Here is a 24,297-nt window from a genome sequence, read left to right on the forward strand (position 1 = left end):
TGCTGAGTTTTTAGCTCCAATAGCGGTGACTAAATGTTGCTGTCACTGATTTTTATATTTCGGGCTTTATCAAGCCATGCTCTATCCCAAAACGTACGGCATGTCGTGCATTTGTTACACCCATTTTTTTGACAATGTTCGACATGTGAAATTTGACCGTGCGTAATTTGATCCCCAGAATAATACTGGTTTCCTGATAGGTTTTACCCATGCTGTACCAGTAAAGAACTTCATTTTCTCTCTTTGTGAAAACGGTTTTCTTATCTATTTTATTCATGTTTTCCGTTGGTGGATAGGTAAGAGCAAGATATGTTTCATGTATGGATGCGAGAAGCAATGAAATATCTCCCCTTTTTTGAGTTAATTTATTAACTATCTCAGGTTTACTTCCCCGACTGGTAATGAAAGTTAACGTCGCGAGGTTATTATTAAAGTCATGAACAACAAAAGTATTTCCTTTAATCAAATTAAATTCTTCAGCCTGATCAAACAACCCGGTGTAATGATATCCGGAGTTAATTATCAGACTTTTATCCCACTCAAAAGGCGTTAATCTGGTGCGTGCAGTGATAACAACCGGATCGGTGAAGTATAATCTTTTTTCCTTATAAAACATGACCCATTCATCCGGATAGTTTGTTACGTAAAAATTTAATGACATATTACTCTTTGACAGAACAACATAAGCCCACGTCAACTCACTAAAATCACCCAATGCATCTTCAACATAATTCTTTATAAATAACTCAATGTCTTTATCGCTTTTCATCGGGTATTTTTAGCCTTGATAGCAAGAGATTTATGAACGCTATTATATAATAAAGATTTTTTACTTGTGGTTATTTTTATTCTTGTTATCCATCATTTTTCACAGGTACAGGTAGAAAGTACAGTCGAAAGACTGTCCTTTTGTACAGATTATCTTTTTTGGTGAAGTGTGTTACTGTTCTGGCGGGTTTAGTATAACAATTATTTTAATTTTTTTTAGTTTTTCAGCGTCATGCATCAGGGAAGTTTAATTTTAGAATAATGATAGTGTGAAATAAGGAGGTATTTTTATTTCCGTGTTTTTATACATTCTTCGAATGGCCGTTTTCTTAAACTTCTATCATTGTTAATGGTTTATAATCAATGGGTTATAGATTCTACACTATTAATTTCAAACTCGCTAAGAAACACCTGCAGAACGACCTGCAGGTGTTTTTTTAATATCAGAACAGTGCTTAACGCATAGTCACAAATTCTTCCGCGCCGGTCGGGTGGATCGCAACGGTGTTATCGAAGTCTTTCTTGGTGGCCCCCATTTTCAGTGCTACCGCAAAGCCCTGTAACATTTCGTCCATGCCGTAGCCGATGCCGTGAATGCCGACAATCTTCTCATCGGCACCGACGCAAACCAGCTTCATCCGGCAAGGCTGGCGGTGCTGAGTGACGGCGGTGTACATCGCCGTGAAGGCCGATTTGTACACTTTGACCTGGTCATCGCCAAACTTCTCGCGCGCTTCCGGCTCGGTCAGGCCTACGGTGCCGATCGGCGGGTGGCTGAACACGACGGTTGGCACGTTGCTGTAGTCCAGATGCTCGTCCGGTTTGTTGTTGAACAGGCGCTCGGACAGGCGGCGACCGGCGGCAACCGCCACCGGAGTCAGCTCTACCGCACCGGTGTTATCGCCCACTGCGTAGATGCCTTTCACGTTGGTATTCTGGAACTTATCAACGTTGATATAGCCTTTGTCGTTCAGCGCAACGCCGGTGACGTCCAGGTTCAGATTGTCGGTCATCGGCTCGCGGCCAATCGCCCAGATCAGGCAATCAACGGTCTGCTCTTTGCCATTTTCCAGCAGCAGGGTCAGGCTACCGTCAGCATTCTTCACCACCGCTTTTGGAATAGATTCGGTGTGCAGCGTCGGGCCTTCGGTGTTGATCACTTCCAGCAGCGTATCGACGATCAGCGGATCGAAGGTACGCAGCGGCGCGTGCTTACGAACGAACAGGTGGGTTTCAGAACCCAGTGCGTTCAGCACGCCGGCAATTTCAACCGCAATATAGCCTGCGCCGACGACGGCAGTGCGTTTCGGCAGCGCCTGTAACTCAAAGAAGCCGTCGGAGTTGATGCCGTACTCGGCACCCGGAATGTTCGGTTGAACCGGGCGACCGCCGGTAGCAATCAGAATATGGTCAGCGGTAATCTTTTCGCCGTTCACTTCCACGGTGTGCGCATCAACAAAACGCGCAAAGCCTTTGATCACATCGACGTTGTTTTTACCCAGCACGTTATCGTATGAGGTGTGGATACGATCGATATAGGCGCTGCGGTTCTTCAGCAACACGTCCCAGTTATGCTGGTTAACGGTGGTGTCGAAGCCGTAGTCCGGGCCGTATTGATGGATGGCTTCGGCAATCTGTGCGGCATGCCACATTACTTTCTTCGGTACGCAACCCACGTTCACGCAGGTGCCGCCAAGATCTTTCGCTTCGATCAGCGCACATTTCTGTCCGTACATGGCCGCACGGTTGATGGAGGCGATACCGCCGCTGCCGCCGCCGATGGCGAGATAGTCATAATGTTTGGTCATCGAATCTTCCAGTTCAGTAAGTGAGTTATTTTTCTGGGCATAAGTGTAACGCCACTCGGCCAAATGCCGCAAAGATTGCGTCTATGATTGCGATAGGGCGGAGGCACCGAGCCGAACGATGCCTCTGCCATTTCACCTCTGGGCCATGACTGTATCGCGCAGGAACCGATCCAGCTTTGTCGCATCGCGCCTTTCACTGTCGGCCAGCGGTGGGCGATCCTGCTGCTCCAGTTGGCTGCGGATAAAGGCGTGCAGGTAAGGGCGGCGCGGGCCATATTCCGCCTCATTCGCGCTGCGTTTCATCACCAGCAGCGATTCTATCTCGGCCAGCAGTTTCGGCTCGGTCACCGTGCCCGCGACCAGTTTGTCGAACCGCATAGGCGGGGTTCCCAGACCGGCTTCGATCCACATCACGGCGAGCAGTGGACGCAGCACGTAGAAATATTTCTTGAGTCGTATCTGCTCCCCTTGCAGATAGCCGCGAAAATTTTTTCTCGCCATCGACAGGTAATGGTAGCGCGCACGTCGATCGCTACAATAGTCGCGGGCCAGCGCCTGTAGCGCACTGCTGCTTTCGGTATGCTGGCGATAAACGATCGGCGAGTCCAGCCACTCCATCAGCGTGGGGTTAGCGGCCTGCATCAGGCCAAGCGTTTTACGTAACTCCCAGCCGCACACATCCAGCTCGTCATCTATCGGCATTTCGATCACATCGCGCGGCGGCATTACCCGCAGATACCATTCCGGCTGATGTACATAGATGAAGCGCACATCATAATCGCTGTCCGGTGAGGCAAAACCCCAGCCACGGCTGCCCGATTCGCAGGCGTACAGGATTCGCACCCCGTGCTTTGCTTCCGTTTCTTCCAGCGTTGCCAATATTCTGCTGCGCATTTCGCTGCTTATCGTCTGTTCCATCATTCACTCCTTATCCTTTTACGCACACCACCTGGCGCAGGGTGTGGACAATTTCTACCAGCGAGGCCTGGGCGGCCATCACCGCGTCGATATCTTTGTAGGCCATCGGGATTTCATCGATGACGTTACTGTCTTTACGGCACTCAACGTGTGCCGTTGCGCGCTGCTGGTCGGCTACGGTGAAACGGTTTTTCGCCTCGGTACGGCTCATCACGCGCCCGGCGCCGTGGCTGCATGAGCAGAAGCTCTCTTCATTGCCCAGCCCGCGCACGATAAAGCTTTTTGCCCCCATCGAGCCGGGAATAATCCCCATTTCGCCTTTGCGCGCGGAAACAGCACCTTTACGCGTGATCAGCACCTCTTCGCCGAAATGCTGTTCGCGCTGCACATAGTTGTGGTGGCAGTTAACCGCCTGTTCCTCGGCGATAAACGGTTTGGTTACCGCCTGCGCCAGCGCCGCCAGCGTCTGCTGCATCATCACCATGCGGTTGTGGCGGGCGTAGTCCTGTGCCCATTCCACCGCCTGCATATAGTCATCAAAATGCGCGCTGCCTTCGGCAAAATAGGCCAGATCGCGGTCCGGCAGGTTGGCGATGTGCTGGCGCATATCCTGCTGTGCCAGAGTAATAAACAGGTTGCCGATGGCATTGCCAACGCCGCGCGACCCGCTGTGCAGCATCACCCATACCCGCTCGGCTTCATCCAGGCAGAGCTCGATAAAGTGATTACCTGTACCGAGCGTGCCGAGATGCTGGTAGTTATTGGTTTTCAGCAGTGCAGGGTACTTATCCGTAATACGTTTGAAGCCCTGTTCCAGCGCCTGCCAGTGGTTATCAACAACGCCAGGTGGATTCTGCCACGCCCCGCGATCCCGGCCCGACCGTCCGCTGCTGCGGCCGTGAGGCACCGCCCGTTCAATTGCGCTGCGAATGCCGAGCAGATTATCCGGCAGATCGGCGGCCGTTAGCGAGGTACGCACGGCAATCATGCCGCAGCCAATATCCACGCCGACCGCTGCCGGGATAATCGCCCCTTTGGTCGGTATCACGCTGCCAATCGTGGAGCCTTTTCCGACATGAACGTCCGGCATCACTGCCAGATGTTTAAAGATAAACGGCATTTTGGCGGTATTCAGCAGCTGCTGCTGTGCTTTCGGATCGACCGGTACGCCATGCGTCCACATTTTTACCGCAGCGCCGTCGGGGTTCTGCAACGGCTGCCATTCATTTGCCATCTGTTATTCCTTTTGCTTAAAGTGGGTGACGAACCACTATTGCCAGAAGCGTGCCATTGCGGGGTTTAGCCGTGAATTTATTTTTAACTTTATGAAATATAGGGTTTTTAAAAAAATATTTTTGATGATCGATATTGATGCCGCAAGTTAGATTATTATCTTTTTATCTCGCTTTTTATATTTAAGGATAAACATGAAGCGTCGGGTTGTGATTGGCATGCTGGGCACCACGCTGGATAAACGCGGGAAACGCCATAACCGCTGGAACAAATGGCGGCCCACCGTCGGTCTTTGTATGCAGCCGGGTTTTGCCATTGACCGACTGGAGCTGCTGCACGGCGACAACAGCCTGCAGCTGGCCGGGCAGGTGGTGGAAGATGTCGCCCAGGTGTCACCGTCAACGCAGGTTCAGCTCAACGAAATCGTGCTCCGCGATCCCTGGGATTTTGAAGAGGTTTACGGCGCACTGCTTGAGTTTGCCAGCCGCTATACGTTTGATACGGAAAATGAAGAGTATCTGGTCCACATTACGACCGGGACGCACGTGGTGCAGATCTGCTGGTTCCTGCTCACGGAAGCGCGCTATCTGCCCGCTCGCCTGCTGCAAACCGGACCGGGCCAGAACGAGGGGGAACCCAAACCGGCAGGGGCTTATTCGATTATCGATCTGGATCTGCGCCGTTATGCCACGCTGACCAGCCGTTTTATGCGTGAACAGGCCGCATCGGTTTCGCTGTTGAAGGGCGGTATTGCCACGCGAAACACCACCTTCAACGCGCTTATCGAACAGATTGAACGGGTGGCGCTGCGTTCCACGGCTCCCATTCTGCTTACCGGCCCCACCGGGGCGGGCAAATCGTTTCTGGCCGAGCGCATCTGGCAGCTACGCCAGTCGCGGCATCGGGTCAAGGGTAGGCTGGTCGCCGTTAACTGCGCCACTCTGCGCGGTGATAATGCCATGTCGACGTTGTTCGGCCATGTGAAAGGTGCCTTCACCGGCGCACAGCAGGCGCGAAACGGGCTGCTGCGTGAAGCGGACGGTGGCATGTTGTTCCTTGATGAAATCGCCGAGCTGGGGCTGGATGAGCAGGCGATGCTGCTGAAGGCGATTGAAGAAAAGCGCTTTTTGCCCTTCGGCAGTGATAAAGAGGTGAGCAGCGATTTTCAGCTGATCGCCGGTACGCATCGCGACCTGCGGCAGCGGGTGGCGGAAGGGCGCTTCCGCGAAGATCTCTTCGCGCGTATCAATATGTGGACCTTTACGCTGCCGGGTCTGGCACAGCGGCGTGAAGACATCGAGCCTAATCTGGAATATGAACTGCTGCGCTATGCTGGTGACAGCCAGTCACAGGTGCGGTTTGAGCCGCCAGCGAGGCAGCGTTTTTTGCAGTTTGCCTGTTCGCCTGAAGCCCGCTGGCCGGGAAATTTTCGCGAGTTAAGCGCTTCTGTAACGCGGATGGCGACGCTGGCGGATGAAGGGCGTATCGGTATCGATCAGGTGGAAGAGGAGATTGCCCGACTGCGCCGCAGTTGGTATCAGGTAGAGGGCGGCAGTTTGCCGGAGGGGATGGTTGAGCTGGATCTCTTTGATCGTACCCAGCTGGAAAGCGTACTGGCGATTTGCCGCACGTCATCGTCGCTGTCCGATGCCGGACGCAGGCTGTTTGCCGTATCCCGCCAGCAGAAAAAGCAGCCCAACGATGCCGACCGCCTGCGTAAGTATCTGGCCCGTTTCGATCTGAGCTGGGAGCAGCTGCACGGGGATAACCAGTGCTAAACTCGCCCCTTTTTCTCCTGCTCACCGCAGGAAACAACGCTATGACGGAGTAGAAAGCGTATGGAATTACAGTTTTTAGGTACCGGTGCCGGTACCCCGAGCCGCGAGCGAAATGTTACCAGCATTTCGCTGAACCTGAGTGAATACAATCGCGGCAGCTGGCTGTTTGACTGTGGAGAAGGGACCCAGCATCAGATCCTGCGTACGCCGATTAAGCCGGGGAAAATTGAGAAAATCTTTATTACGCATCTGCACGGCGACCATATTTTCGGCCTGCCGGGGTTGCTGACCAGCAGGTCGATGAACGGTGCTACCGAGGCGATGACGCTTTACGGTCCAGTGGGGATTAAGACCTTTGTGGAAACCTCGCTACAGCTGAGCGGGTCGTGGCTCACCTTCCCGCTGGAGATTGTCGAGATTACCGCCGGAGAGGTCTGCAACGACGAGCAGTTTCGCGTTACCGCGTTTCCGCTGACTCATCCGGTGGAGTGTTACGGCTACCGGATTGATGAGCATGACAAACCCGGCGCGCTGGATGCGGGGCGGCTGAAAGCGGACGGCTATCTGCCCGGCCCTTACTATTACGATTTAAAGCAGGGGCGCAGCGTGACGCTCGATGATGGTCGGGTGGTGAATGGCTGGGACTATCTGGGCAGTTCCATCAAGGGGCGCAGTCTGGCGATCTTTGGCGATACGGCACCCACTGCGGCGGCAACCGATCTGGCGGCGGGTGTTGATTTGATGGTGCATGAGGCGACGCTGGAAGTGGCGATGGAAGAAAAAGCCAACGGTCGCGGTCATTCCTCGACGGTGCAGGCGGCCAGGGTGGCGAAGGAGAGCGGGGCGAAGCGGCTGATTATCACCCATCTGAGTTCGCGTTATTTACGTCAGGACTGTGAGCGGCTGTTGGATGAGTGTCGGGCGGTGTTTCCGGCGACGGAGATGGCGCATGATTTTGCGGTGTTTGTTGTCTGACAGATCGGGGTTGTGTTGTCAGGGAGCAGGGTGCCTGCGTTATAAGGGGGCTGTGCAGTCTGGTGCTTTGGTGCCTGCTCTGACGGGGCGCGGCCACGGCTGGCGGTCCTCGCGCCACGCGTTGCGTGGTGCCTTCGCTTCGTTCGTCAGCCGGTCGGACCGGCTCGGACGTCACGTCCCTGTGCCGGCCGAGCCTTGTGCCCGCGTCCTGCGGGCACATCCTGGCTTCCTCTCTCCGCTCAGCGCTGCGAATTGCCAGCCGTGGCCACGCCCCGTCAGCGCTGTGACTTCTGTATTGCCTGCAAGGGATAATCCGGCCCGGCGTTTAATGTTGTAGATAAGCCGCTAAGGTCCCCGGCCCGGTATTGCTGTCCATCCTCGTTTTGCGGATAAGCTCTGGTTTTCTCTATCCGCTCAGCGCTGCGAATTGCCAGCCGTGGCCATGCCCCGTCAGCGCTGTGACTTCTGTATTGCCTGCAAGGGATAATTCGGCCTGGCGTTAAATGTTGCAGATAGGCCGCTAAGGTCCCTGGTCCGGCATTGCTTTCTATCCTCGCTTTACGGGTAAGTTCTGGTTTTCTCTTTCCGTTAAGCGCTGCGGATATAGCAAAGTGCCTTACATAAAAAACCGGATTGCCTGAAGTAAATCCACACAAAAGTTAGATAAATCATTTTGTTATGATTGCGAGGAAGAAGGAGGGGGAGCTGTGATTTTACCTGCGTACCTGCGTACCTGCGTACCTGCGTACCTGCGTACCTGCGTACCTGCTAGCAGTTGAGTGTTGAGAAAGAAAAACAGACTTATCGAATGAAGAGCGAGCCCTGACTTAACGAAAAGCGAGCACGAAAACTGAAGGAGAACGGCCTCTGCGGCGGCAAAGTGGCAATCCGCAGCGCTGAGGTGGAGGCAACTGACCAGGAGACGACAGCAGGGACGCTGGCGTCAGTTTGAGCGCGGGCAGGAAGCCCGCTCTCAAACGGTCCGTCGGTCAGATGCCGGAGACGAGGGCACCGCGCAAAGCGCGGCGCGAGGACCGCCCGTCGTCGCCGCAGAGGCCGTGCTCCCGCACGACCCACGCAGCCACCTGCACTGAATACCGTGCTCCCGCACGACTCACGCAGCCACCTGCACTGAATACCGTGCTCCCGCACGGCTCAAGCAGCGAATCCGCACTGAATACCGAACTCCCCGCACGACCCACGCAGCGAACCCGCAAAAAATTACTCCGGAACGATCCACTCAACCTTAGAATGCCCGGTCCCGGACGGCACCAGCACTTTCTCCAGCCATGGCAGCACATTCTTCATCTGCTGCTCCAGCTTCCACGGCGGGTTAACCACAATCATCCCCGACGCAGTCATGCCGAAACGGTCGCTGTCCGGGCGCACGCCCAGCTCGATCTGCAGAATACGGCGAATGCCGGTAGCTTCCAGCTCTTTACACATGCGCTTAATCTGCTGACGCAACACCACCGGATACCACAGCGCGTAAACGCCGGTACTGAAGCGCTTATAACCCTCTTCGATACCCTTCACGACGGCCTGATAGTCGCTTTTCAGCTCGTAAGGTGGGTCGATCAGCACAAAACCACGGCGGGACAGCGGCGGCAGCTTGGCTTTCAACTGCTGATAGCCATCGGCACGATCGGTGCGCGCGCGGCTGTCTTTCAGGAACTCACCGCGCAGCAGCGGGAAATCGCTGGAGTGCAGTTCGGTCAGCTGTAGCTTGTCGTATTCACGCAGCAGGTAGCGCGCAATCAGCGGAGAACCCGGGTAGTAGCGCAGCTTGCCGTTAGGATTCAGATCCTTGACCGCTTTAATATACGGCTCAAGCTCGGCAGGGAGATCGTCCTGCTGCCAGATGCGGGCGATGCCTTCCAGATATTCGCCGGTACGCTCCGCATGCTCACCGCTCAGCAGATACCGACCAGCGCCCGCGTGGGTGTCGAGGTAAAGATAGGGTTTATCTTTCTCGTTCAGCGAACTGATAATCAGGCTTTGTACGGTGTGCTTAAGTACATCGGCGTGGTTGCCGGCGTGAAAACTGTGGCGATAGCTGAGCATTATTTATCCTGTTGATTTTATGCGGCTTTAATTGATGGTGAATCAATTTTCTACAATTATTACCCCACGGATTACCCTACAGAACGGCGCACAGCAACGGATGCAGGAAAAAGCATGAGAACGAATTGCGCCGATTATATCAGGTCGGCAGGCGTTGCCATACAGGATAGGTGAAGAACAGCAGGTGCAGCATATTAAAGGAAAAATGCACCAGCGTAGCCACCCAAAGACGTCCGCTCCACAGCCAGGCCAGGCCGTAAATCACGCCCGTCAGCGTGGCGAAAAATACCAGCATCAGTCCACCAGAAAAGTGTGCCAGGCCAAATAATACCGAGGCAATCAACAGCGCGCGCTTATCGCCCAGGAACTGGCTCAGGCGCTGCTGAATATAGCCACGGAACAGGGCTTCCTCCGCCAGACAGACGAAAAACAGGTTGGCGAGCATAAACGAGCCAATCCAGGTTGGAATATGAGGCTCCACCCGCAGCGCGCCGATAACGGTTGCTACCAACAGCAGCAGAGGCATCGACAGCAGCAATATCAGCCACCACAGCGGATTCTGCGGCTGCTGTGACGGACGGGCGATAAGCGTTGGCATGCAGCCCAGCAGCAGGAAGGGGATCAGCGCTTTATCAAGATTAAAATAGAAAGTGAACGGTAGGCTCTGCGGCCCGGCCTGCACGCCTGAAGCCGCGATTTGATTATTAAAGCCTGGGATCATATGCAGCCCCAGCGCGATTGCGCCAGCGACCAGCAGGATCTCGCCCGGTAGCGCAAACGGCGTTTGCCGCTGGCGATATCCCCAGCAAATGGCGATGCAGAACATAATGCCAAGAGCAATAATGCCCGGCGGCAGCAGCGTTTGATCGATAATCGCCATTGCCAGAGCAATAAATAACAATACCAGTGAGCTGCGCAGACTAAATGACAAGAACAGCAAAGACAGCGCCAGCAAAAACCACATCATTTCACTCCCTGTTTAAATGAGTAATACGGCGTAACAAAGCGAAAGAGTATGCAATGCCGACCCGGCACCAGCAAAGCCGAACGTGCGGTGAGAAGCCGCTCCGATAGCCGATGAAGGGGAGATGTTACGCTGGCAACCATTGATTTTCGCTACACTTAGCCTCATGTTAAAGAAATCGTGCGTAAAAACGCGCTCCTTACACCGATTAAAGGACTACTGCGCTATGACCAACCCGTTACTTTCTTCGTTTACTCTTCCTCCGTTTTCCGCCATCAAGCCTGAACATGTGGTTCCCGCCGTGACCCAGGCACTGGATGATTGCCGTGCGGCGGTTGAGAAAGCTGTTGCCCAAGGTGCGCCTTACAGCTGGGATAACCTGGTACAGCCGCTGGCAGAAGTCGACGATCGTTTAAGCCGCCTGTTCTCCCCGGTCAGCCACCTGAATTCGGTAAAAAACAGCCCGGAGCTGCGCCAGGCCTACGAACAAACTCTGCCGCTGCTGTCGGAATACAGCACCTGGGCGGGCCAGCATGAAGGGCTTTATCAGGCATATCGCGATCTGAAAGAGGGCAGCCACTACGCCGCGCTCGATCTGGCACAGAAAAAAGCGGTCGATAACGCACTGCGTGATTTCGAGCTGTCCGGTATCGGCCTGTCGAAAGAGAAGCAGCAGCGCTACGGTGAAATCGCCGCACGCCTCTCCGAGCTGGGTTCGACCTACAGCAACAACGTGCTGGATGCGACCATGGGCTGGAGCAAGCTGATTAGCGATGAAAGCGAGCTGTCCGGCATGCCGGAAAGCGCGCTGGCCGCCGCGAAAGCGCAGGCGGAAGCGAAAGAACAGCAGGGCTGGCTGCTGACACTGGACATCCCAAGCTATCTGCCGGTGATGACCTACTGCGACAACCAGGCGCTGCGTGAAGAACTGTACCGCGCCTACTCGACTCGTGCGTCCGACCAGGGTCCAAACGCCGGGAAGTGGGACAACAGCGAAGTGATGGCCGAAGAGCTGGCCCTGCGCCACGAGCTGGCCCAGCTGCTGGGCTTTGACTCCTTCGCGCATAAATCACTGGCGACCAAGATGGCGGAAAACCCGGCGCAGGTGATCGACTTCCTGACCGATCTGGCGAAACGTGCGCGTCCGCAGGCGGAGCAGGAGCTGGCCGAGCTGCGCGCTTTTGCGAAAAAAGAGTTCGGCGTGGACGAACTGCAGCCGTGGGATCTGACTTACTACGGTGAAAAGCAGAAACAGCACCTGTACTCGATCAGCGACGAGCAGCTTCGCCCGTACTTCCCGGAGCAGCGTGCGCTGAGTGGCCTGTTTGAAGTGGTGAAACGCATTTACGGCATCACCGCCAGTGAACGCAACGATGTCGATGTGTATCACCCCGACGTGCGTTTCTTCGACCTGTTTGACGAAAGCGGCGAGCTGCGCGGCAGCTTCTATCTGGACCTTTACGCGCGTGAGCACAAGCGCGGCGGTGCCTGGATGGATGACTGCGTTGGCCAGATGCGCAAAGCCGACGGCAGCCTGCAAAAGCCGGTGGCCTATCTGACCTGTAACTTCAACCGCCCGCTCGGCGGCAAGCCTGCACTGTTCACCCACAACGAAGTGACCACCCTGTTCCATGAGTTCGGTCACGGCCTGCACCATATGCTGACCCGCATTGAAACCCCGGGCGTATCCGGCATCAGCGGTGTGCCGTGGGATGCGGTCGAGCTGCCGAGCCAGTTTATGGAAAACTGGTGCTGGGAGCCGGAAGCGCTGTCGTTTATCTCCGGTCATTATGAAACCGGTGAGCCGCTGCCGCAGGAACTGCTGGAAAAAATGCTGGCCGCGAAAAACTACCAGGCCGCGCTGTTTATCCTGCGCCAGCTGGAGTTCGGCCTGTTCGACTTCCGTCTGCATACCGAGTTCGACCCGGCGAAAGGTGCGCAGATCCTGGAAACGCTGAAAGAAGTGAAAGCGCTGGTCGCCGTAGTGCCGGGTCCATCGTGGGGCCGCTTCCCGCACGCCTTCAGCCACGTCTTTGCCGGTGGCTATGCCGCAGGCTACTACAGCTATCTGTGGGCGGATGTACTGGCGGCGGATGCGTACTCTCGCTTTGAACAGGAAGGGATCTTCAACCGCGAAACCGGGCAGTCGTTCCTCGATAACATCCTGACGCGCGGCGGTTCCGAAGAGCCAATGGAGCTGTTTAAACGCTTCCGTGGCCGCGAGCCGCAGCTGGACGCGATGCTGAAACACTACGGCATCAAGGGATAAGCGGTTTTGAACATCTGTTTACTGGATGAAACGGGCACCGGAAACGGTGCCTTATCTATTCTGGCCGATCGCTGGCAGCTGACGCATGACGACAGTGCCGTAATGGCGCTGGTGATGACCGCCACGCACCTTGAACTGCGCAAGCGCGACGAGCCGAAACTCGGCGGCATTTTCGTGGATTTCGTCGGTGGTGCGATGGCGCATCGCCGCAAGTTCGGCGGCGGTCGCGGTGAGGCGGTGGCAAAAGCCGTCGGCATTAAAAGTAGCTATCTGCCGGATGTGGTCGATGCCACGGCGGGGCTGGGGCGTGATGCGTTTGTGCTGGCGTCCGTGGGCTGCCGCGTGAGAATGCTGGAGCGTAATCCGGTAGTGGCAGCACTGCTGGATGACGGCCTGGCACGCGGCTATGCCGATGTGGAGATTGGCCCGTGGCTGCGCGAGCGGCTGACGCTGCTGCACGCCTCCAGCCTGACGGCGCTGACGGATATCACGCCGCGCCCGCAGGTGGTGTACCTTGACCCGATGTTTCCACACAAGCAGAAAAGCGCGCTGGTGAAGAAAGAGATGCGGGTGTTTCAGTCGCTGGTCGGGCCGGACCTCGATGCCGACGGGCTGCTGCAACCGGCGCGTCAGCTGGCGACCAAACGGATCGTCGTAAAGCGCCCGGACTATGCGCCGCCGCTGGCCGATGTGGCCACGCCGAACGCGGTGACAACCAAAGGCCATCGCTTTGATATTTATGCGCCGTTAACAGCGTAACGGCGCGATCGTAATGTTGGGCACAGCCTGGGGATTAGCACCCGGGCTGTGCTTTTTTTTGCCTTTAGCCCGTGTGGTTAGGCTGCGATCACACAAACGGCGCGAGCGGGTCGGCGATCCTGAACGCGGTGGCCTTATCGGCGGCCGGTGGATAGATCAGTTCGCTGACGATCGACACTTTCAGCTTTTTCGCTTCCGCCCGCGTCAGCTTAACCTGCTGATCCCAGCCTTCACTGTAGACCGCGCCCCACGCACCCAGATCGAGGCAGGTGACGTAGTTTTCCTGACGATAAGGCAGCGGTGCGATATCCAGCAGGCTCGCCGCCGCGTTGTTACCGGCAAATTTACCGAGCTGAATCGCGTGCTGGCAGGTCATCAGCGCGTGGTTGCCGCTGTCGTCGGTGGCGGCATACGCCACGTCGCCGGTGGCATAAATCTCTTCATAACCTATGACCTGTAGCTGAGCGTTAACATGCAGGCGGCCCTGGCGATCGCGCGGTGCGTCAATCTGCGCCGTCAGATCGTTGGCCTGGACGCCAACTGTCCAGATAACGGTCTGCGCAGCAATAGTCTGCCCGTCTTTCAGCGTCACGCCCTCCGCCGTCACCTGCTCCACTTCCGCATTGACCTTCCACTCCACGCCCAGCTCGGTGGAAGCCTCGATAATCACATTGCGAAGCTCCTCGCTGAATCGCGCGGCTGGCTGAGGGCCGCGTTCAATGACCACCACGCGGGTTTTTGCCTGGGTGCCGAGGATCTCCCGCAGGCGTGCCGGAAGTTCGGTCGCCATCTCAATACCGGTAAAGCCACCGCCGCAGACCACCACGGTGTTGCGTGTTGGGCTGTCCGGGCGCTGAGCCAGGCCGTTAAGGTGCTGCTCCAGGACTTCGGCGCTTTCCAGCTGGTCAAGGTCGAACGCGTGCTCTGCTACGCCCGCTACCTGTGAACGATTAACGTGGCTGCCGCTGGCCAGAATCAGGCGGTCATAGCGCTGCTGCTGCACTGTGCCGGATTCGTCACGCCAGCTAACCCGGCGAGCCGCCGCATCGATCTGGCTGACCGTGCCGCGCAGGAAATTCACCCCGGTGACGTCGAACAGCGGCTGCAAAGGGGCAACCAGCGAACGCACGGCGCTTTCATAAAAACGCGGTCGCACGCGCAGCTCCGGCTGTGGGGCGATCACGGTGATGTCGATATCGGCATTGCCTTCTGCCAGCCGTGCGGCGCTTAGCGCTGACCACATACCCGAGAAACCTGCACCGACGATCAGAATCTGTTTACGCATTTTACTGTCACTCTTGTTACGGTTATTAACTCGGATTATATTTGTCGGAGTTTGAAAAAGCAAAGGTGATTTGTGCGCAAGCTGGCGCTGAAAACGCTACACTAGCGCGAGTTAACAGGGTTGAGATAAGTACATGGCTTTCTATAGTTCTGGCGTTGAGTACGGCATTCACAGCCTGATGTTTATGGTTGATAGCAGCGGGGACGCGCGTGAAATGAGCGTGCGGGAGATTGCCGATCTGCAAAATGTGCCCTACGACTATCTGGCCAAGATCTTTACCCGCCTGTCAAAAGCGGGGCTGGTGCGCAGCAGTGAAGGCAAGGGCGGCGGTTTTCAGCTGGCGCTGCCTGCCGCCAACATTACGCTGCTCGACGTGGTGAACGCCATTGACGGCGAAAAACAGGTGTTTGCCTGCCGCGAGATCCGCCAGCGCACGGTCATTTTTGATGAAACGCCGCCGGAGTGGGCCTGCTCAGGGATTTGCGGGGTGCGTTCGGTGATGGAGATGGCGCAGCAGCGCATGGAAGAGTCGCTGGCGCAGCACTCTATTCTGGATTTAGCGCTCAAGATGTACCGCAAGGCGCCGCAGACGTTCGTGGTGGAAGTTCAGGACTGGATTGAAGCACGGCGGCAATAAAAAGGCCGGGCGAACCCGGCCTGTGCAAGACAACGAGCTTAGTCTTCGTCTTCGTCGTTCAGCGGCACAATCAGCATATCAATGTGCACGGTATTGATCAGCTGGCGGGCGGAAGACATCAGTTTGCTCCAGAAGTCCTGATGGTGGCCACAGACCACTAAATCCACCTGATACTGCTTAATCGCATCAACCAGCACCTGGCCGAGATCGCCGCTACCGCTAAGGGTTTCAGCAATCGGATAACCGGCGCTGTTAGACAGCTCGGTCAGCGCGGTGTGGGTTTCTTCCGAAATCCGTTTCTGCATATCACCCAGATTAACGTCGATCAAACCGGTGTAGAGGTCGGAATAATTCACATCAACGTGGATCAATGAGACTTTTGCATCATAAGGACGAGCCATCGATACTGCTTTATCAACCAGCAGTTTACTCTCAGGCGACAGGTCAACAGCAATCAGAATATGTTTGTAAGCCATGATGAATACTCCTTTTCGCGTAAGTTCTGATACATGCGGGATACGATTTAGTATAGCGAAATTTGTTAAAGGATGTTGTGGCAGCCTGCGGTCTTTGCGAACAGGATCAACATGAATTTTCCTCCGTTTATCGCGGATGTCGTACAGAGTGCTGGAAAAATTTTGTGCAGATCTCCTACACTGATAAGAGGCGCCAGTCAGCGCTTTCTTATCGCCTCATCCGGCTGACCGCCGTATCGGGCCGATATCGATAACAGGGGCAGTTCAACCATCGCAGGGCGCAGAGGTTTGTCCGTCTGACGTTTTCTGTGGTGAATGGCCGGGAGGGGATCATGATCAGCACCATCGCGCTTTTCTGGGCTCTTTGTGTCGTTTGTGTGGTGAATATGGCGCGCTATTTCTCTTCGCTGCGCGCTTTGCTTGTGGTGTTACGCGGTTGCGATCCTTTGCTGTATCAGTACGTTGATGGCGCGGGATTTTTTACCTCACACGGGCAGCCGGGCAAGCAGGTTCGGCTGGTGTACTACATCTGGGCCCAGCGCTATCTCGATCATCACGACGATGAGTTTATCCGCCGCTGTCGGCGCGTGCGCGGCCAGTTTATCCTGACCAGCTCTCTCTGTGGGCTGGTGGTTATCAGCCTGATTGGGCTGGCTATCTGGCATTAGGCACGGCGCGCGGCCATAAAAAAAGCGGACCGAAGTCCGCTTTCTACACTTTTTGCGTGACGGGCAACCCCGCCGCGCTGGCTTAAATCAGCTTCAGCGCAATCCAGTACAGCACACCGGAAAGAATAATCGATACCGGCAGGGTAAATACCCACGCCAGCAGGATATTCTTAATGGTGCGGCCCTGAACGCCACCGCCGTCAACCAGCATCGTACCCGCCACCGAGGAGGAGAGAACGTGAGTGGTTGAAACCGGCATCCCGGTATAACTTGCCACGCCAATCGAGACCGCCGCCGTCATCTGCGCCGACATTCCCTGAGCGTAAGTCATGCCTTTCTTACCGATTTTCTCACCGATAGTGGTCGCTACGCGACGCCAGCCAACCATCGTACCTAACGACAGAGCCAGTGCCACCGCCACGATAATCCATACCGGGGCATACTCGATGGTGTTCAGCAGATCGCCTTTCAGCTTGGTCAGGAAGCGTTTATCTTCCGCGCTGGTTTCCGGCAGCTTGGCTGCTTTTTCCGCCGTATCCGAGATACACATCAGCATGCGGCGCAGATGGCTGCGCTGCTCAACGGTCAGTGAATCGTAGCTGGACAGGTCGTTCAGCAGTCCCTGAGCACGCTGGATAACCGGCAGCGCGCGCGCGGCATCACAGTGGAACTCCTGAGGACCGGACGGCACGTCTTCCGGCGACGGAATCGCCGGTGGCGACATCTGAATGATGTGCGTCAGCGAAGCGGCATGCTGCTGGTAATACTGCTCCAGATGGTTAACGGCATCACGCGTACGGGTGATGTCATAACCGGTGGAATTCATATTGACCACGAAGCCTGCCGGCGCCACGCCAATCAGCACCAGCATAATCAGACCAATGCCTTTCTGGCCGTCATTTGCACCGTGTGAATAGCTAACGCCAATCGCGGAAACGATCAGAGCGATACGGGTCCAGAACGGCGGCTTTTTCTTGCCATCGATCTTTTCACGTTCCGCTGGCGTCATGTGGACACGCATACGCTTCTTGTTCCCGCTCCAGTAACGGCGCAGCAGGAACACCAGTCCGCCAGCAACAACCAGGCCAACAATCGGCGAGACAATCAATGACATAAAGATGCCAATCATTTTCGGCACGTTCAGCGCATCAACCACCGAGGTTCCGGTCAGCAATGCGTTAGTCAGGCCGATACCGATAATGGCACCAATCAGGGTGTGGGAGCTGGAAGCCGGTAACCCAAAATACCAGGTTCCGAGGTTCCATATAATGGCGGCAAGCAGCATGGAAAAGACCATTGCCAGCCCGTGAGCCGATCCAACGTTCAATAACAGATCGGTGGGTAACAGATGGACAATGGCATAAGCTACGCTCAGGCCGCCCAACAGTACACCAAAGAAGTTGAACACCCCTGCCATGACGACCGCTAACTGCGAACGCATTGCACGAGTGTAGATCACGGTTGCGACCGCGTTGGCTGTATCGTGGAAGCCGTTAATCGCTTCATAAATCAATACAAACAACAAAGCCAGAACCAGTAACAAGCCGGTATGAAAATCAAGACCAGCAAATAGATGTAGCATAAGCGTTACGCCATTTTGGAGGACATGAACGCGGCGCATTATCAGCGACAAACCGCACTGGGGGAAAGTGAAATATAGACTTTTTTTGACATTAATGTGTCACTATAGTGACAATACCCTAAGAAAATTATGGTAAATCATTAAGTTACAAATTGTTTCCGCTGAGGTTTCCCCTGATGCTGGTATCCCTCCCGCCAACTCTCTACAATCAGCGTTTTTGTCGGGCAGTGCCGGGGTGAGCAGTGGAAAAATATGACGTTATCGTAATTGGCGCAGGGGCTGCGGGCCTGTTTTGTGCGGCGCAGGCGGGCCAGAAAGGGCTGCGCGTACTGCTGATTGATAATGGCAAAAAGGCCGGGCGTAAAATCCTGATGTCCGGCGGTGGCCGCTGCAACTTCACCAATCTGTATACCGAACCGGCGGCCTACCTGTCGCACAACCCCCACTTTTGTAAATCCGCACTGGCGCGTTATACGCAGTGGGATTTTATCGATATGGTGAACCGCCACGGCATTGCCTGGCATGAGAAAACCCTCGGCCAGCTGTTCTGCGATGATTCTGCCCAGCAGATTGTCGATCTGCTGCTGAAAGAGTGCGAGGCGGGAAACGTGACGCTGCGGCTGCGCAGCGAAGTGATGTCCGTGGTACGTGGCGATTCGGGCTATACGCTTCAGCTCAACGGCGCTGAGGTGCAGGCAGCAAAGCTGGTGATTGCCAGCGGCGGTCTGTCGATGCCGGGGCTGGGCGCATCGCCGTTTGGCTATAAAATTGCCGAACAGTTCGGGCTGAAGGTGTTCCCGACCCGCGCCGGACTGGTGCCGTTCACCCTGCACAAGCCGCTGCTGGAACAGCTACAGACGCTCTCCGGCGTGTCGGTGCCGTCGGTGATGACGGCGGAAGACGGCACGGTGTTTAAAGAAGCGCTGCTGTTTACCCACCGCGGCCTGTCCGGCCCGGCGGTGCTCCAGCTTTCCAGCTACTGGCAGCCGGGTGAGTTTGTCACCATCGATCTGTCGCCGCAGCAGGATATCGATGCGTTTATTAATGAAGAGCGTAATCAGCACCCGAACCAGAGCCTGAAAAATACCCTGGCGAAACTGCTACCGAAGCGGCTGGTCGAGTGCCTGCAATTGCTGGGCCATGTGCCGGAATGCACCCTGAAGCAGCTCAACAGCCGCCAGCAGGGCGAGCTAGCGACCACCCTGCATCAGTGGCGCGTGCAGCCGAACGGCACCGAAGGCTACCGCACCGCCGAAGTGACCCTGGGCGGCGTGGACACCACACAGCTTTCCTCGAAAACCATGGAAGCCCGCGACGTGCCGGGGCTGTACTTTATTGGCGAAGTGGTGGACGTTACCGGCTGGCTGGGGGGGTATAACTTCCAGTGGGCGTGGAGTTCGGCCTGGGCTTGTGCGCAGGCGCTGTGATGCTTTAAGGACGGAAAATTCAGTCGATATCTGGATATTCTTTCCTCATAAGGGAGATTATCACAGCATTGACTGGTAATTTTCCATTGCCTTTATGGTCATGGGGAGTCCCTGACGGAGTAATGCTGTCAGATACTCTTCCACGTTAACAGGCGGTTTCCTCATACTCATTCGCTGTTCTGCGACTGCCTGCAGCGCCAGCGCGTGGTTTAAGTCGAACAGATCTGAAATAAACTCATCCGGATGGAGCGATTCAATGTCGAATTCAACCATCCGTGAAGCCGGGAAGTCCTTCAGATTGAGCGTTACAATCACCTCTGCATTGCACCGTACTGCGGCAGCAACAACATGGCGATCGTCAGGATCGGGCAGGTTGATGCTCCCAATCAGATTTTCATAGCCTGTAACCATCGCATCGGGGATTGCCTGATTCATCAGTAAAGTCCAATTTCCTGACTGAGGTCGGACAGTTCCTGCATAGCCTTTTGGCTATTGGTGTCGCGTTGATCTTTAAACTTCATCAGATCTGCAAACAGTACGCGGCGATGTCGACCTGTTTTGTGGAAAGGTAACGCGCCATCTTCCAGCAGTTTCACCAGGTGTGGGCGCGAAACGTTCAGAATATTGGCTGCTTCCTGCGTCGTTAACTCAGCGTGCACTGGCACAATCTGCACGGCATTACCTGCTGCCAGCTCACCAAGAATCGTCATCAGCAGCGTCAGTGCAGAAGTGGGTAACTCAATCTGGTGAGTATTATTATCAGCGTCCTGAATGGCAATTTTTTGCGTTTCCAGCCTGGTAGATAGATAGGTTGCAAGCGCTCTTTGTCCACGGATTGCCACCTCAATTTCCTCAGGCGCTGGGAGGCTCAAGCTTTTAATAATTGAGTTTGTCATGATTATCTCATTGAATAGTAGCGTTTTTTGTCCAGGTTGTTGTGCGATACCCGCAGGGAGTATTCTCTAAACCAGATTATACGAAATAAACGAAAGTGACAATAAGCGAAATATTCGAAAATTGATAGCCCTGCTTATCTACTGCCCGGCTGCGCACGGGTACGCTCCGAATGACGATGTAGAATGGCTTACGATGGCCGTTTTATTCAGCATCTCGATAGTTCACAGCAGAATGCTTTGTCTGAAAAGCCATGGATCGGCTGATTTCGCCCTTTGTAAATGCTAAGGTGCTCGGCTGTTATGGCGATTTTGAGATGAAGGGCTGAATGATGGAAGTGTTAAGCTCCAGCGATCCACTTTACACCTTATTCATGCACCCGAAATCAAAGCTGATCGTCAGCCGGTTCCGCAGCCTGGCCGGTGAAAAGAAGATGAGCGAGTGGCAGGTTTTTAACGTGCTGCTGGCGGGCTTTCTGAACTGCTGGGCCGTTAAATCTGACAACTTCAGCATTCATATCGACTTTGCCAAATCGAATAACTTCGATTTCCTGTTTGATAAGATCAATGTGACGGTGACGATTGAAGGCATGTCGGGGGAGAGTAATCTGCTGGGCCCGGACTTCTCGTTGCCGCAGTACGATTCCCCCTATGAATTTTGCCGCCTGGTGAATAAAAAAGAGTACGACTCGCGCACCACCTATCTGGGCATGCACGGCAAGTCATATCATAAAGCCAACTTCCAGAGTCTGCCGCAGCCGGACGGGCACTCCGTCCTGACCTGGGAAGGCACGGTGATGGTGTATGACAAAGCCTTTTTCCATCCGAAAAACTACGCTACGACGCTGGGTTTTTTACAGGACGATCTGCATCGCACCGTCTCCGAGGCGTTAGTCAAAAGGTTCACCCAGTTCTCGGCACTGTATGATTATCTCTTCCGCCCGCTGCGCACCCGGGAAGCGTAATATCAATCCTCCGCTATGCATCACCGATCGAACCGGATTGGCTTAATTCAGCAGTGCGGTGAACAGCGCATCAATATGAATCTCCACCGTGTCCAGGCCCCGTACCGGCAGTGCTTCCTCACCAAATAGAAGAGGCAGCTCGGTACAGCCTAAAATCACCGCTTCAATACCGTCTTCCTGCCGCATTCTTTCAATCACCGCGATGAACTGCTGGCGGGTTTGCGGATTAATGATGCCTTTCTCAAGCTCGTAGTGGATACGGTCGGCGATAAAATCGATTTCAGTTCGGGAAGGAATCACGACGGTAATCCCTTTATCGATCAGCGGTTGTTTGAAAAAATCTGCCTCCATCGTAAAGCGCGTGCCCAGCAGCCCCACGTTTTTCAGCCCCTGCGCGACGACCGCGTCGCGGGTAGAGGCAATAATACTCACCAGCGGCATTGCCGATCTGGCCTGTAGCGCCTCAAAGACGATATGTGGCGTATTGCCGGTCAGGGCGACGATCTCTGCGCCAGCGGCCACAAGGTTTTCAACCGCCTTTGCCAGATAATCGGTTAGCCCGGCGAAGTCGCTACGGCCGCACATCTCCAGCACCTGATAAACGTTGATGCTCTCAATGGTTAAGTTGGGAAAAAAGTCACCGCCGATCCGGCGGTTAGCTTCATAAACAAACTTACGGTAATAAAGCAGGGTCGATTCCGGGCCCGTGCCGCCAATGAATCCCAGTTTTTTCATCTCATCCTCGCTGTGGCCGCGGCGTTAAGCCGCAGCGCCATAATCTGCGTCATTTTCCCGACGTTAAGGGATAGGAACTTTCATCACAATTGAATAAAGTTGTAGCTATAATTCAATTTTGGAGAAAATGATGGATATCGCCGACTTTCGCACCATTATCGCTCTGGTAGAGAGCGGCAGCATCACGGCGGCGGCCAGCCTGCTCTGCCGCGTCCCTTCCGCCATTACCGCCCGGCTGCAGAATATAGAAAGCCAGCTGGGCACCACCCTGTTTGTCCGGGCGAACAGGCGCTTTATCCCCACCGCAGAAGCCAGAACGCTCTATGAGCATGCGCTACAAATTATGCAGCTGGTGGCTACCGCCGAGCAGCAGGTCGCCCAGCCCGTACCGGGCGGCAGATTCCGACTGGGTGCGTTGGACAGCATGGCCGCAACCCGGCTCCCCGCACCGCTTGCCGCTTTGTATCGGCTTCATCGGGATATTGCGATTGAGCTGGAAACCGGGACCAGCCGCGATCTCTGTGATGCGGTGTTAGAGCACCGGCTGGATGCCGCTTTTGTTGCCGATGCCCGCGCCGATGACCGGCTTGAACGGATGGCGGTGTTTGAGGAAACGCTGGTGATCATCACGGCCAGCGGCTTTCCGCCGGTGACGTCGGCGGAGGATCTACAGGGGGAAACACTGCTGGTTTTCCGCGACGGGTGCTCCTATCGCGATCGCCTGACGGCCTGGTTCAGCCAGCATCAGCTTCGCCCGCATAGGCTGGCAGAAATGTCCTCCTATCACGCTATTCTCGGCGGGGTGAGCGCCGGAATGGGCATTGGCGTGGTGCCCGAGCCGCTGCTCAGCACCTTTCCTGCCTCGATGCCCGTCGAGGTTCATCCTTTTGACAGCAGCGGTAGCCGCATTGTGACGGAGCTGGTGTGGCGAAAAGAGGGGCTGACGGCCAATACCCGTGCGTTGATCGAGATACTGTCAGCGTAGTCGATTCCGCTTCCCACAATCCCGATTTGCCAAAAATGTAGACAGCGGTGATCAAGTAATATAGTGTTGAATGAACGTTCATTCATTATCTACCGATCGCACTATAACCCCCGTCCTGCGGGTGTCGGTAAGCAGATCGATTTTAAACAGGAAAGCAGAATGAAGACTCAGACCGGCCTCCTTCGCATGGTTCTGCCGCAGTGGCAGGGGGGCAATAACCCTGTCTACGAATTAGGTGCCGAGCTGCTGGCGTGGCTGGTGCCTTCTTCATCGGCACCAACGGTGCAGATCCCGCTGGTACGTGAGCCTGGCCCGTTGCGTAACGAGCAGGGAGTGATGGGGCGGCATCAGCTGCTTGGCCAGCTCGACGCGGCATGGGCAGCAATTCATTCCCACAGGCCGGGGAAAATTGTCATGCTCGGCGGGGATTGCCTGGTAGATTTAGCGCCATTTGCGTGGCTGAGCGAGGTCTATGGCGATAAATTTGGCATCCTGTGGATCGATTCGCATCCGGACGTGATGACGCCCGCGCAGTTTGAACATGCCCATGCGCACGTGCTGGGTTCGCTAATGGGCGAAGGGGATGCGGACTTCTCACGCACGGTAAACGTGCCGGTCGCGGGCCAGCGGATTATGATTGCCGGGCTGCACGGCGAGTCTGACTACGAGCGGGGCTTTATTGCGAAGCACGGTATTCATACCTGTTCTCCTGAGGCGATTCAGGCGGGTGCTGCTGAAATATTTAGCTGGATTGAAAAAGAAAATATTGAATTTCTCGCCGTTCATTTTGATCTTGATATTCTGAATCCACAGACATTCCGGTCGCTCTATTTTTCCCGCCCGGATGCAGATGCACATGCCTTTGATGGCATCGCACAGGGTAAGCTGGAATTAGATGAGGTTCTGTCTTTAATAACGGCGGTGGATAATAAAACGACGCTTGTCGGTCTGGGTATTGCGGAACATCTCCCCTGGGATGTCTGGAATCTTAAACGTACGTTATCCAGAATGCCGCTGCTGAAGGAATAAGCGTCCGCATCACGTGATGCGATTTTTTACGTCGAATCCAGCTCAATGAAAATGCTGTTCACCAGCCTCAACAGCGAGT

Annotated in this window: 22 protein-coding genes; 10 read left to right on the plus strand and 12 right to left on the minus strand. The window is 55.2% G+C overall.

Annotation, left to right across the window (positions count from 1 at the left end; all coding sequences use genetic code 11):
* Positions 1 to 52: 52 nt before the first annotated feature.
* The 4 genes from IBT47_RS22745 to IBT47_RS22760 all read right to left on the minus strand — a co-directional run bounded on the left by IBT47_RS22745 (position 53) and on the right by IBT47_RS22760 (position 4,728).
* On the minus strand, positions 53 to 769 hold the full coding sequence (locus IBT47_RS22745) for a LuxR family transcriptional regulator (RefSeq protein ID WP_200563172.1): 717 nt from the start codon (positions 767 to 769) through the stop codon (positions 53 to 55).
* A 454-nt stretch (positions 770 to 1,223) separates the two neighbouring features.
* Positions 1,224 to 2,576: a glutathione-disulfide reductase gene (gene gorA, locus IBT47_RS22750; RefSeq protein ID WP_200563173.1), complete on the minus strand. Its 1,353-nt coding sequence runs from the start codon at positions 2,574 to 2,576 to the stop codon at positions 1,224 to 1,226.
* 132 nt (positions 2,577 to 2,708) lie between these two features.
* Positions 2,709 to 3,497 carry a nucleotidyltransferase domain-containing protein gene (locus IBT47_RS22755; RefSeq protein WP_200563174.1) on the minus strand — a complete coding sequence of 263 codons (789 nt, stop codon included), beginning with the start codon at positions 3,495 to 3,497 and terminating at the stop codon, positions 2,709 to 2,711.
* A 7-nt stretch (positions 3,498 to 3,504) separates the two neighbouring features.
* Positions 3,505 to 4,728 carry an RtcB family protein gene (locus tag IBT47_RS22760; protein ID WP_200563175.1) on the minus strand — a complete coding sequence of 408 codons (1,224 nt, stop codon included), beginning with the start codon at positions 4,726 to 4,728 and terminating at the stop codon, positions 3,505 to 3,507.
* A 193-nt stretch (positions 4,729 to 4,921) separates the two neighbouring features.
* On the opposite strand from IBT47_RS22760, the gene rtcR reads away from it, so the two are divergent.
* Positions 4,922 to 6,505, plus strand: coding sequence for an RNA repair transcriptional activator RtcR (gene rtcR, locus IBT47_RS22765; RefSeq protein ID WP_200563176.1), 1,584 nt, complete (start codon positions 4,922 to 4,924; stop codon positions 6,503 to 6,505).
* A gap of 60 nt (positions 6,506 to 6,565) precedes the next feature.
* On the plus strand, positions 6,566 to 7,480 hold the full coding sequence (gene rnz, locus IBT47_RS22770) for a ribonuclease Z (RefSeq protein ID WP_200563177.1): 915 nt from the start codon (positions 6,566 to 6,568) through the stop codon (positions 7,478 to 7,480).
* A gap of 1,221 nt (positions 7,481 to 8,701) precedes the next feature.
* Here rnz and IBT47_RS22775 read toward each other — a convergent pair.
* Both IBT47_RS22775 and IBT47_RS22780 read right to left on the minus strand, forming a co-directional pair.
* A complete protein-coding gene (locus IBT47_RS22775) occupies positions 8,702 to 9,544 on the minus strand; it encodes a 23S rRNA (adenine(2030)-N(6))-methyltransferase RlmJ (protein ID WP_105595722.1) in 843 nt (280 codons plus the stop codon).
* Between the two features lie 139 nt (positions 9,545 to 9,683).
* Complete coding sequence (locus IBT47_RS22780) at positions 9,684 to 10,508, minus strand: CPBP family intramembrane glutamic endopeptidase (RefSeq protein ID WP_200563216.1); 825 nt, start codon at positions 10,506 to 10,508, stop codon at positions 9,684 to 9,686.
* Positions 10,509 to 10,734: 226 nt separating this feature from the next.
* Between IBT47_RS22780 and prlC the strand changes: the two genes are divergently transcribed.
* Entirely contained in the window at positions 10,735 to 12,777 is a 2,043-nt protein-coding gene (gene prlC, locus IBT47_RS22785; RefSeq protein WP_200563179.1) for an oligopeptidase A, read from the plus strand.
* Positions 12,778 to 12,783: 6 nt separating this feature from the next.
* Positions 12,784 to 13,536, plus strand: a complete 753-nt coding sequence (rsmJ, locus tag IBT47_RS22790; protein ID WP_200563181.1) for a 16S rRNA (guanine(1516)-N(2))-methyltransferase RsmJ — start codon at positions 12,784 to 12,786, stop codon at positions 13,534 to 13,536.
* Positions 13,537 to 13,624: 88 nt separating this feature from the next.
* Here rsmJ and IBT47_RS22795 read toward each other — a convergent pair whose 3' ends face one another.
* Positions 13,625 to 14,821: an NAD(P)/FAD-dependent oxidoreductase gene (locus IBT47_RS22795; protein WP_200563182.1), complete on the minus strand. Its 1,197-nt coding sequence runs from the start codon at positions 14,819 to 14,821 to the stop codon at positions 13,625 to 13,627.
* 133 nt (positions 14,822 to 14,954) lie between these two features.
* On the opposite strand from IBT47_RS22795, the gene IBT47_RS22800 reads away from it, so the two are divergent.
* Positions 14,955 to 15,458, plus strand: a complete 504-nt coding sequence (locus IBT47_RS22800) for an Rrf2 family transcriptional regulator (protein WP_200563184.1) — start codon at positions 14,955 to 14,957, stop codon at positions 15,456 to 15,458.
* Between the two features lie 38 nt (positions 15,459 to 15,496).
* On the opposite strand, the gene uspA is transcribed toward IBT47_RS22800, so the two are convergent.
* Complete coding sequence (gene uspA, locus IBT47_RS22805; protein ID WP_105595727.1) at positions 15,497 to 15,934, minus strand: universal stress protein UspA; 438 nt, start codon at positions 15,932 to 15,934, stop codon at positions 15,497 to 15,499.
* Positions 15,935 to 16,266: 332 nt separating this feature from the next.
* Between uspA and uspB the strand changes: the two genes are divergently transcribed.
* A complete protein-coding gene (gene uspB, locus IBT47_RS22810) occupies positions 16,267 to 16,602 on the plus strand; it encodes a universal stress protein UspB (RefSeq protein WP_200547192.1) in 336 nt (111 codons plus the stop codon).
* 82 nt (positions 16,603 to 16,684) lie between these two features.
* On the opposite strand, the gene pitA is transcribed toward uspB, so the two are convergent.
* Positions 16,685 to 18,184, minus strand: coding sequence for an inorganic phosphate transporter PitA (gene pitA / locus IBT47_RS22815; protein ID WP_200563187.1), 1,500 nt, complete (start codon positions 18,182 to 18,184; stop codon positions 16,685 to 16,687).
* Positions 18,185 to 18,426: 242 nt separating this feature from the next.
* Here pitA and IBT47_RS22820 point away from each other — a divergent pair, with 242 nt between their 5' ends.
* Entirely contained in the window at positions 18,427 to 19,611 is a 1,185-nt protein-coding gene (locus IBT47_RS22820; protein ID WP_200563189.1) for an NAD(P)/FAD-dependent oxidoreductase, read from the plus strand.
* Positions 19,612 to 19,671: 60 nt separating this feature from the next.
* Here IBT47_RS22820 and IBT47_RS22825 read toward each other — a convergent pair whose 3' ends face one another.
* Both IBT47_RS22825 and IBT47_RS22830 read right to left on the minus strand, forming a co-directional pair.
* On the minus strand, positions 19,672 to 20,046 hold the full coding sequence (locus tag IBT47_RS22825) for a hypothetical protein (protein ID WP_200563191.1): 375 nt from the start codon (positions 20,044 to 20,046) through the stop codon (positions 19,672 to 19,674).
* Positions 20,046 to 20,507: a helix-turn-helix domain-containing protein gene (locus IBT47_RS22830; RefSeq protein WP_200563193.1), complete on the minus strand. Its 462-nt coding sequence runs from the start codon at positions 20,505 to 20,507 to the stop codon at positions 20,046 to 20,048. Before IBT47_RS22830 ends, IBT47_RS22825 begins: the two co-directional genes overlap by 1 nt.
* Positions 20,508 to 20,833: 326 nt before the next feature.
* On the opposite strand from IBT47_RS22830, the gene IBT47_RS22835 reads away from it, so the two are divergent.
* Positions 20,834 to 21,469: a hypothetical protein gene (locus tag IBT47_RS22835; RefSeq protein ID WP_105595731.1), complete on the plus strand. Its 636-nt coding sequence runs from the start codon at positions 20,834 to 20,836 to the stop codon at positions 21,467 to 21,469.
* A gap of 42 nt (positions 21,470 to 21,511) precedes the next feature.
* Here IBT47_RS22835 and IBT47_RS22840 read toward each other — a convergent pair whose 3' ends face one another.
* Positions 21,512 to 22,204, minus strand: a complete 693-nt coding sequence (locus IBT47_RS22840) for an aspartate/glutamate racemase family protein (RefSeq protein ID WP_200563195.1) — start codon at positions 22,202 to 22,204, stop codon at positions 21,512 to 21,514.
* 127 nt (positions 22,205 to 22,331) lie between these two features.
* Between IBT47_RS22840 and IBT47_RS22845 the strand changes: the two genes are divergently transcribed.
* The gene (locus IBT47_RS22845; RefSeq protein ID WP_234472061.1) at positions 22,332 to 23,189 is read left to right on the plus strand and encodes a LysR family transcriptional regulator; all 858 of its coding nucleotides are present in this window, start codon (positions 22,332 to 22,334) and stop codon (positions 23,187 to 23,189) included.
* 159 nt (positions 23,190 to 23,348) lie between these two features.
* The gene (locus tag IBT47_RS22850) at positions 23,349 to 24,218 is read left to right on the plus strand and encodes an arginase family protein (RefSeq protein ID WP_200563197.1); all 870 of its coding nucleotides are present in this window, start codon (positions 23,349 to 23,351) and stop codon (positions 24,216 to 24,218) included.
* Positions 24,219 to 24,297 lie beyond the last annotated feature (79 nt).

Source organism: Erwinia sp. S43 (assembly GCF_016624745.1).
Lineage (GTDB): Bacteria > Pseudomonadota > Gammaproteobacteria > Enterobacterales > Enterobacteriaceae > Erwinia > Erwinia coffeiphila.

Bases quoted from the DNA above. Each gene is read 5' to 3' on its own strand.
- IBT47_RS22745 (WP_200563172.1), bottom strand. From the start codon at position 769: ATGAAAAGCGATAAAGACATTGAGTTATTTATAAAGAATTATGTTGAA.
- gorA (WP_200563173.1), bottom strand. From the start codon at position 2,576: ATGACCAAACATTATGACTATCTCGCCATCGGCGGCGGCAGCGGCGGT.
- IBT47_RS22755 (WP_200563174.1), bottom strand. From the start codon at position 3,497: ATGATGGAACAGACGATAAGCAGCGAAATGCGCAGCAGAATATTGGCA.
- IBT47_RS22760 (WP_200563175.1), bottom strand. From the start codon at position 4,728: ATGGCAAATGAATGGCAGCCGTTGCAGAACCCCGACGGCGCTGCGGTA.
- rtcR (WP_200563176.1), top strand. From the start codon at position 4,922: ATGAAGCGTCGGGTTGTGATTGGCATGCTGGGCACCACGCTGGATAAA.
- rnz (WP_200563177.1), top strand. From the start codon at position 6,566: ATGGAATTACAGTTTTTAGGTACCGGTGCCGGTACCCCGAGCCGCGAG.
- IBT47_RS22775 (WP_105595722.1), bottom strand. From the start codon at position 9,544: ATGCTCAGCTATCGCCACAGTTTTCACGCCGGCAACCACGCCGATGTA.
- IBT47_RS22780 (WP_200563216.1), bottom strand. From the start codon at position 10,508: ATGTGGTTTTTGCTGGCGCTGTCTTTGCTGTTCTTGTCATTTAGTCTG.
- prlC (WP_200563179.1), top strand. From the start codon at position 10,735: ATGACCAACCCGTTACTTTCTTCGTTTACTCTTCCTCCGTTTTCCGCC.
- IBT47_RS22795 (WP_200563182.1), bottom strand. From the start codon at position 14,821: ATGCGTAAACAGATTCTGATCGTCGGTGCAGGTTTCTCGGGTATGTGG.
- IBT47_RS22800 (WP_200563184.1), top strand. From the start codon at position 14,955: ATGGCTTTCTATAGTTCTGGCGTTGAGTACGGCATTCACAGCCTGATG.
- uspA (WP_105595727.1), bottom strand. From the start codon at position 15,934: ATGGCTTACAAACATATTCTGATTGCTGTTGACCTGTCGCCTGAGAGT.
- uspB (WP_200547192.1), top strand. From the start codon at position 16,267: ATGATCAGCACCATCGCGCTTTTCTGGGCTCTTTGTGTCGTTTGTGTG.
- pitA (WP_200563187.1), bottom strand. From the start codon at position 18,184: ATGCTACATCTATTTGCTGGTCTTGATTTTCATACCGGCTTGTTACTG.
- IBT47_RS22825 (WP_200563191.1), bottom strand. From the start codon at position 20,046: ATGAATCAGGCAATCCCCGATGCGATGGTTACAGGCTATGAAAATCTG.
- IBT47_RS22830 (WP_200563193.1), bottom strand. From the start codon at position 20,507: ATGACAAACTCAATTATTAAAAGCTTGAGCCTCCCAGCGCCTGAGGAA.
- IBT47_RS22835 (WP_105595731.1), top strand. From the start codon at position 20,834: ATGATGGAAGTGTTAAGCTCCAGCGATCCACTTTACACCTTATTCATG.
- IBT47_RS22840 (WP_200563195.1), bottom strand. From the start codon at position 22,204: ATGAAAAAACTGGGATTCATTGGCGGCACGGGCCCGGAATCGACCCTG.
- IBT47_RS22845 (WP_234472061.1), top strand. From the start codon at position 22,332: ATGATGGATATCGCCGACTTTCGCACCATTATCGCTCTGGTAGAGAGC.
- IBT47_RS22850 (WP_200563197.1), top strand. From the start codon at position 23,349: ATGAAGACTCAGACCGGCCTCCTTCGCATGGTTCTGCCGCAGTGGCAG.